At 41.7% G+C, this 1,398-nt stretch carries 1 pseudogene; it reads left to right on the plus strand.

From position 1 onward, the window contains the following. Positions 1-1,398 (plus strand): annotated as a pseudogene (locus tag B2G86_RS13345) (YSIRK signal domain/LPXTG anchor domain surface protein); the annotation flags it as partial.

Genomic DNA, 1,398 nt, shown 5'->3' on the forward strand with positions numbered 1-1,398 from the left:
AAGGTGTCGCTAAAATTACACCGACAACGCCATTACCTGAAGGTAATATCACAGCCAAAGCAACGGATAATGCAGAAACACCGAATACGTCTGACACTTCTGAACCTGTCAAATCGAAAGATACAACACCTCCAACTAAACCTGTTATTACTACAGACTTAACTGATAAAGGTGGTACGAAAGATCCAATTACAGTGACTACTGATCCAGGATCTAAAGTAGAATTGTTCGATAAAGATGGCAATAAGATTGGTGAAGGTATCGCAAATGATCAAGGTGTCGCTGAAATCACGCCAACAACACCATTACCTGAGGGTAATATCACAGCGAAAGCGACGGATAATGCGGAAACGCCAAATACGTCTGACGCTTCTGAACCAGTCAAATCGAAAGATACAACGCCGCCTACTAAACCTGTGATTCAAACAGATTTAACTGGTAAAGGTGGCACGAAAGATCCAATTGTTGTAAAAGCTGACCCTGGAACTAAAGTTGAAATCTTCGATAAAGATGGCAATAAGATTGGTGAAGGTATCGCAAATGATCAAGGCGTAGCTGAAATCACACCAACAAAACCATTACCTGAAGGTAATATCACAGCGAAAGCGACGGATAATGCGGAAACGCCAAATATGTCTGATGCTTCGGGTCCAGTTCAATCAAAAGATACAACACCACCAACTAAACCTGTGATTCAAACAGACTTAACTGATAAAGGTGGTACGAAAGATCCAATTACAGTGACTACTGATCCAGGATCTAAAGTAGAATTGTTCGATAAAGATGGCAATAAGATTGGTGAGGGCATCGTCAATGATCAAGGTGTCGCTGAAATTACGCCAACTATGCCATTACCTGAAGGTAATATCACAGCCAAAGCAACGGATAATGCTGAAACACCGAATACGTCTGATGCTTCTGACCCAGTTAAATCGAAAGATACAACACCACCAACTAAACCAGTAATCCAAACTGATTTATCTGGCAAAGGTGGTACGAAAGATCCTATTATAGTAAACGCTGAACCAGGTTCTACAGTCGAATTATTTGATAAAGATGGAAACAAAATTGGTGAGGGCATCGCCAATGATCAAGGTGTCGCTGAAATCACACCAACTATGCCATTACCTGAAGGTAATATCACGGCGAAAGCAACGGATAATGCAGAATCACCGAACACGTCGGACGCTTCTGACCCAATCAAGGCGACAGATACAACGGCACCGGTTAAACCTGTTATCACAACTGATTTAACAGGCCAAGCTCATATGACACCAATCATTTCAGTAAACGCTGAACCAGGTTCTAAAGTAGAAATCTTCGATAAAGATGGCAATAAGATTGGTGAAGGTGTTGCTAATGATCAAGGTGTGGCTGAAATCACGCCAACAACACCAT

Source organism: Mammaliicoccus fleurettii (assembly GCF_002018435.1).
Taxonomy (GTDB): Bacteria; Bacillota; Bacilli; order Staphylococcales; family Staphylococcaceae; genus Mammaliicoccus; species Mammaliicoccus fleurettii.